The organism is Thiolapillus sp. (assembly GCF_048562965.1).
Classification (GTDB): domain Bacteria; phylum Pseudomonadota; class Gammaproteobacteria; order Chromatiales; family Chromatiaceae; genus Thiolapillus; species Thiolapillus brandeum_A.
This window is the reverse complement of record NZ_JBHNMF010000018.1, coordinates 1-7,689: the sequence shown is the minus strand read 5'-3', so window position 1 is coordinate 7,689 and position 7,689 is coordinate 1. Positions and strand designations below refer to the sequence as shown.

The 7,689-nt window shown below is 58.3% G+C and carries 2 protein-coding genes; both read right to left on the bottom strand.

Translation table 11 applies throughout. From position 1 onward, the window contains the following. Positions 1-5,393 (bottom strand): Hpt domain-containing protein (locus ACOCD2_RS02310; RefSeq protein ID WP_419584939.1); only part of this gene is annotated, 5,393 nt, incomplete at its 3' end. Between the two features lie 60 nt (positions 5,394-5,453). Beyond that, complete coding sequence (locus ACOCD2_RS02305) at positions 5,454-7,496, bottom strand: methyl-accepting chemotaxis protein (protein WP_293652346.1); 2,043 nt, start codon at positions 7,494-7,496, stop codon at positions 5,454-5,456. Positions 7,497-7,689: the final 193 nt, after the last annotated feature.

The window sequence follows — 7,689 nt, the reverse complement described above, 5'->3', positions numbered from 1 at the left end:
AGTGGATACCATTTCACGTTGTCCTGAATCATCGGCTCAGCGATACCCAGCATCGCCCCGAGATAACGCACCGGGTACTGGTGACCGTTGTATTCGATACCTTCGCTGTAGCCGCTGTAGCCGCTGTAGCCGCTGTAGCAGGCCCGCAGATCCTTGCGTGAAACACGGATAATGACTTCTGCCGAGCCGTGGGGGATGGCCAGAGTTTCGTCTGCCACCTGCACCAGCAGCGCTTCGGATATCGCCAGCGTAAAGGGCAGACGAATGACGAAACTGCTGCCGCGCCCCCGCTGGGAAAGGATCTCCAGCGAACCGCCCAGCTGTTTGATCTCGCTGACCACCGCATCCATGCCCACACCGCGACCGGCCACCTGGGTGACTTCCGTCGCGGTGGTGAATCCCGGCTGCAGGATGAACTGGTAGAGCGCATCCTCATTCACTTCCGCGTCTGCTTCCAGCATGCCGTTGGCCACCGCTTTCTTGCGGATCGCGTCACTGTCCAGGCCTGCACCGTCATCGGAGATGGTCAGCACCACTTCCGTACCTTCCCGGGACAGGACCAGCGAGACTCTGCCGGTTTCCGGCTTGCCGTGTTCGGTTCGAAGCTCAGGCGGCTCGACACCGTGGGCCACGGCATTGCGCAACAAATGCTCCAGCAGCCCCATGATGCGATTCAGTATGGTACGGTCGATCTCGCCTTCTGCGCCCTGCACATCGAGTTCGGCCTTCTTGCCCAGGTTCTGTGCCGTCTGGCGAACCACGCGCTGCAGCCTGGAAGCCTGACGATTGAAAGGCACCATGCGGCTGCGCAGCAGTCCATCCTGGAGGTCATTGGTAACCCGCGCCTGCTGCTGCATCAGCGTATCGGCATCACGGGTCTGATCACTCAGTGTTTCACCGATGTTGGAAAGGTCATTGATGGTTTCCGACAATGCACGGGACAACTGCTGCAGCGTGGAATACTGGTCCATTTCCAGGGGATCGAAGTCATGGTAACGCTGGCTGTCGCTCTCCCGTTCATGGCGCGAGCGGATCTGGGCTTCGGTTTCCAGCTCCAGGGCACGCAGCTGTTTGCGCAGCCGCGAGATGGTTTCGTTGAGCTCCTGCAGATCACTTTGAACCGTCTTGTTGTGCTGTTCGAGCCGGGCGCGGTAAATACTCACCTCACCAGCATTGTTTACCATCTGGTCGAGCAATTCCGCTAGCACCCGGACGCGCTCGCCCTTGCCTGCCTGCTCTTCTTCCGCCTGCAGGGGAGGCGGGCGATGCTTGGCCTGCGTGGGTATGTCGCCGACAGGGAATGGCAGCACCTTGCCTTCGCCATCCATCAGCATGCTGTCGCCCATCAGCTCCGAATCGGTGAGCATCTGCGAATCCATGATGAAAGATGAATCCATCTGGGTATCCACCATGGTGCTGACTTCGGACATCTGCGACGTGCTTTGTGAGAGCAGGGATTCGTCCCGCCGCTCTTGTTCTATCTTCGCTGCCGGCAATTGCCATTCCTCACCGGCAGCCGCCTGTTCGAGCGAGCGGGTCACGTCTGCCAGTTGCGGCATGCCGCCGGAATGCTGCAGCTGGTCGATGGTTGTTTCCAGGGCATCCAGCCCCTGGCGCACCAGCGGTACCAGCTCATCTTTGGCAACCAGTTCACCGGAGGCCAGATTCTCGAACAGGGATTCCAGCGCATGGCTCAGATCCCCCAGGGGGAACAGGCCCGCGAAGCGTGCATTGCCCTTGAGCGTGTGCAGGTTGCGCATCAGACCATCGATGGAAGCATGGGCGGTGAGATCACCTTCCCACTGGCCGTAGAATTCTTCGAGCTGCTCGCTGATTTCCCCCGCTTCTTCGAGAAAGATTTCCAGCAACTCCGGATCGACATCCGGTTTTGTCAGCTCGGCGACAGGCTCGACAGGGACGCTCTCCTGAACAGGAGGCTCGTGGACAAACTCACCTTCTTCCGACCAGGACTCCGACAGCAATATGGATTCTGGTTCCTCTTCCGGATGCTCCATCATCAGCGCTGAATCCTGTTCGGCAGGCTGCGCGGATTCTTCGGTGAGCTGCTGCATACCACGGGCCAGTTGGTCAGCAATTTCTATCTGCGGACTCAGGTCCGGCAGCTTGCCGTTCAGATGCAGCATGTCCAGGGCGTTCTCGACATCTTCGAGCAATTCGGCCACGCGGCTCCTGGTGCCGGCATCCACCTCACCCCGGGTTTCCAGCAAAGCGTCGAAAAAACCTTCCACGCCGTGCAACAGATCACCCAGAGACACAAACCCGGCCAGGCGGGCACCGCCCTTGAGGGTATGCAGATCTCTGCGAATCTTTTCACCGGTGTCCGGCAGAGTCTTCTCCTGCCATGCCACCAGATGCTCTGCCAGCTGGGGCAGTATCTCGCCCGCTTCTTCCAGGAAGACTTCCTGGGTTTCGCGGTCGGGAATCAGGTCGGAGAGCGCTTCGGTGTCACCGGAGGCCTGCAGCTCCGAAATCACATCCGGCAGGGCATGATCATGCTCCTTGATCTCTTCTGCCAGCGATTCCCATCCTTCAATCTCGATCTCGGGGGAATTGATGGCATCCAGCATCTGCTGCATGGTGTCACGGAAACGGCCAAACAACGCCAGCGCCGCCTCATCGACAGGATGTGAAAGCTGGTGCATGTGTTTGCAATAGTGTTCCATCTCACCGGCCAGTGTTGCCATGGGCACCACTTCCGCGAGATGGGAACTGCCATGCAGGGTATGAACGGCCCTGACCACATCCTGATCAACGACACAGTGGTCACAATCGATCATGAAGCTATCGAGAACCGCCAGATGCGTGGCGGACTCGGCCTTAAAGATCTCCACGAGATCTTCGGCGAGCAGAATGGAGGAGTGCTCGAGCACGCTTTCCCCTGCTTCTGTGAATTCGCTTTCTTCGTCGACCAGCTCTTCGCTGAGGGGCTCTTCCAGCACGGCCAGTTCGGCATCGAACAGGTCTTCGCTGACCGGCTCCTCGGCAACGGCTTCTTCGGCCGGCGCGGTGCGTTCGGCGAGCGCAAAGCCCCGTTTCTCCAGTTCAGGCACATCGATGTTTACTGTACCGCCTTCGGCCTGCGCCTTGACCAGCACGGGCACAGCCGCCATCACATCATCTAGGTAGGCGATAACTTCATCGTCCGGACTGACGCTGCCTTCCATGATGCGGTTCAGCAGATTCTCCACCGCCCAGGAAAATTCGCCGATGATCTGCGCGCCCACCATGCGGCCACTGCCCTTGAGGGTATGGAATGAGCGCCGGAAATTCTGCAGTGCCTGCTCGTCGCTGTGGTCTGCTTTCCACAGGGGATACTGACTGCCAATGACTTCCAGTTCCTCACCGGCCTCTTCGATGAAGATATCGAAGATTTCCGGATCGATGTCATCCATCTGCAAGACAATACCGCTGTCTGGTGTTTGTGTTTCTGCGGCTTCGGCTTCTTCAGCCACTGTTTCGGTTTCCCGGCTGGCTTCCGTCTCTTCTGCTTCCATAGCTTCAGCAGACTCGTCGTCTTCCAGCATCAGTGTGGAAGCCAGCTGTTCCTCTTCGTCCGGCAGTTCATCCGTGAGCATGGAGTCGGCAAAAAGTTCTTCGTCTGAAACAGCTTCCCGGGAGGCCTGCTCTTCGAATTCCGGATGAACCTCGGCTTCTTCCGCCGCTTCTTCCGAGGTCAGGCGCAGCAGCGCATCTGCCGCATAGTCGGTGAATTGCCGCAGATTGCTGCGCTCTTCCAGACGGGCTTCCAGGTAGTACTCGATACCGGCAAACAGATCCACCAGCGCGCTTTGCTGCACGCCGTTCAGCTGCACATGCTCATGATTCAGCTCATGGAGCACGGGCTCGGCCTGTTTCATGATGTCTGCCACCACATCCAGCTTGGCAAGCTCGAACACACCCACCAGCTTGTGCACACTGTCGGCAACTTCGCCCAGGCCAGAACCGTCGACCGCCCCCCGCAGGTAGCGCTCGACACCGGATTTGATGGCCGTGAATTCGGCAAAGGCTTCCTTGATGACGGCCTTGACGCCTTCTTCGGTTTCCTGATCATGGACGGCAGCAGCCTCCTGTCCGGAGTCCATGCTGCCTGTACCCGATGCGGAAAGAGCAGATTCCACTTCAACGATGACTGTGGCAATCTGCATGAGCTGATCATCATCCAGCAGCTCATTGACGGCCAGTGAATCGTTCAGCCGGCCCGCCACCGCTGTGAGTTTTTCCCGCAGTGCACCACGACCGAGCATGCCGAGGGTATCCCCAGCCTTGATCAGCTGCTCACCCAGCCCGTTCAGGCGATGCAGCTCCTCTCTGTCACCACGGATGTACAGGTCCAGGGCTTCCTTGACCTGCAGAAGATCCTCGAGCAAGGCGCCTGCAACGGCCTGAAGTACGCTTTCATCGGCGCCGGTAGCAGCTTCTGCCGGTGATTTGTGAATCTGGTCCGGAAAACTGTTGGCCAGGTCGGCGGTACGCTTTACGGTCTGCACCACCGGATTGAGCGAGTGGGAGCGCGAAACGAAATACAGCAGGCTCTTCAGCAAATCTGTAGGGAAATCCTGAACGGTTTTTTCCTCGCCTTTTTCGATCAGCCGCTTCATGACCCGGTCGATGCGGCCAAACAGCTGTTTGACGTCCGCATCGGCGGTGAATTCCCCGTCGATGAGCGTCACCACCAGTGCTTCGGCGGCATCCATCAGGCGGCGCAGCCTCAAAGTGCCGGCGACGGCATTGATCTTCTGCAACACGTCCAGCACTTCGTGCAGCCCCTGGTCCAGGTCGTTTTCCCGGTACCAGAGCAGCAACCCCTTGTGATAACGGTTGCGCAATCCTCTGACGATCTGGGGAATCTGTTTGTTGCCCGAACCCGGCACCACGGGTTCACGTTCCACCAGGCGATCAAGATTCGGGGCATAAAGTACGATTTCCGATGCAGGATGCAGATCCCGCAGCGCCCGGAGATCGTTCAGCACCGGCAGCAGTACCAGGGGAATGTCCGGCTCACCTTTTTCCAGCCGCTGCAGGTAAGGCGGTAACTGCACCAGTCCCAGCATCAGGGACTCGGCAATACGCTCATTACCCGAAATATCACCTTCGGTCAGCAGCCTGGCGACACGCTCCATCTCCTCCACGAGCATGCCGGCTCCATACACCTGCACCATGCGCAGGGTGCCCAGCAGCTGGTGTACATGCTGCAGGTAGACCTGGATACCCTCACCGGTAAAACCGGCGGACACATACTCCTCCAGCGCCTGACGTGCGAGCAGTATGGTTTCATCCATACCCTCCTTCACCCAGCGCAGGGTAGCGTAATCAGGTTTTTCCACGTCAGTCATCAAAGGTCCCCAGGACAGGCTGTACAACAGGACCTGCAAAGCCGGGCGGGAAACAGGTCATCAGCCAGGACAGGTCGCAGGTGCATACGATCGTTTCCGTTACACTTTTTCCGGAAGAACGAATCCGGCAACGGACTGATGCAGGCGGTTGGTCTTTTCTGCCAGTTCCCCGATCTCGGCCGCCGCGTTGGCGGTACCGTCCGTGGTCTGCTGGGTGATTTCCTGGATCACGCCCATGGTATCGTTCAGCTGGTGGGCTTCAGCAGATTCCTGTTGCGCCGAATCGGCCAGCTTGGTGATGATGCCGGCGATCTCATTGGATACCTTCTCGATCTCCTGCAGGGCAGAACCCGCATCCTCCGCGAGGCCGGCTCCACCAACCACCTCCGTGGTACTGGCTTCCATGGAACTGACCGCCTCGTTGGTATCTGCCTGGATGGTCTGTACCAGCGCCTCAATCTGTTTGGTGGCGTTGGCGGAACGTTCAGCAAGGCGCTGTACTTCGTCGGCAACCACCGCGAAACCACGACCCGCTTCACCGGCCATGGCCGCCTGCATGGCTGCGTTCAGTGCCAGGATGTTGGTCTGGTCGGCGATGTCCTCGATCAGCTCAACGATGTTACCGATCTCCTGGGAGCTCTCGCCCAGGCGCTTGATCCGTTTCGATGTTTCCTGGATCTGCTCACGGATGTTGTCCATGCCGTTGATGGTGCGGCGCACCGCCTCACCACCCTTGGCAGCCAGTTCAACCGAGTTCTCGGCAACCTGGGCGGACTCGGTCGCGTTGTTCGACATGTCCTGCAGCGCAACGGTCATCTTGTCGATAGTGCTGCTGGCGCCGGAAATCTGTTCACGCTGGTGCTCGGCGGCATCGGCCAGATGCATGATGGTCGCCTGTGTGTCCTGTGCAGAACCGGATACTTCCTCAGTAGTCTGGTTGATGGACTCCACCACTTCGCGCATGGCCTCGATGGCGTAGTTGATGGAGTCGGCGATGGCCCCGGTGATATCCTCGGTAACCGTTGCCTGTACGGACAGGTCACCATCGGCCAGGTCACCCATCTCATCAAGCAGACGCCGGATCGCTTCCTGGTTTCTCTGGTACTGCTCAGCCGTCGCTTCCTCTCGCTTGCGGGCCTGGCCTACCAGCACCATACCCAGCAGGACCAGCAGCACGGCAGACAGAATACCCAGTGCGGTTACCAGAGTGGCATTGATGGGGATGCCGCCAATCTTCAGCTCACCCGCGTCAGTTCCGTAGAGTTCGATAAGCTTGCGGACTTCTTCCGCCACCTTGTCTGACGACAGGGCCAGCTGGCTGGGCACGTCCATATCCGGTAATACCTGGCCTTCGGCGAGTGCCTCCTGAGCCATCTCGCTTATACCGGCTTCACCAACAGCTTCCAGTGCCGGCAGTACATTGGAAATCATGCTCAGGATCATACCCAGGGATTCGTCGATATCTCCCAGGATAGCTGTCGCTTCGAGCAGACGCCCCTTGGTATCTTCACTCTTGACCGCTTCGATCCCCAGCACGGCACTGCCGTTCACCAGGGCATCCACCACGGTCTTCAGTTCATCCACGTCCTGGGTCAGCTGGTCCACCGCCAGCGCCGTGGCCGAGCCGCCGGCCAGTACATCATTCAGGGCGGTATTGATGCGCTGTGCCAGAAACAGTTGCCGGGAAGCGTAGAAAATCTGGTTGGGCGTAGCCTTTCCTTCCACCAGTGCGTTGGTAACTTCGGTGGATACCTCGAGCAGATCCGGCAGGGTATCCCGGATAGATGTAATGATCTCGTTCACCGTCAGGATGGCATCCTGGTTGTTCAGAATGGCGTCCACATGAGAGCGCAGTTCCAGCCAGGCATTTTCCACTTTATGGAGTTCCGGCTGGATGGCGTCGGGTGATGGCGGCAGTCCGATGGAAGGCTGGCCATTCTTGAGGGCATCGAGCAGTTCCGAAAAACGGTTTCTGGATTCCTGCATGCGGGCAAATGATGCCTCCTTACCGCTGGCAGCTTCCGATGCGTATTTCGCAATCCGGTGTGCAAGTACCTGCTGCTCGGATGCATACAGGATGTACTTGTCCAGATGCTTGCCATGCTTTGCCCATACCACGAAGGCAGACACGCCCGCTATCATGGATGCGATCAGCAAGATTGAAAGCAGTGGAACCCATGCCGACCGTTCGGATCCTTTTTTTGCTCTAGCTACCATTACTAGAGTTTAGAGTAAGCAACATTGTTCCACCGTATATTTTCGGGTGAAATAAAGTTGCTATTTTGTTCATACTGCCCGTTAGAGCTTGTTCTATACGCTGATTGCTGCATCCTGC

What these genes read in the sequence shown, in the direction of transcription:
- ACOCD2_RS02305 (WP_293652346.1), bottom strand. Translation starts at nt 7,496, where the DNA reads ATGATAGCGGGCGTGTCTGCCTTCGTGGTATGGGCAAAGCATGGCAAG.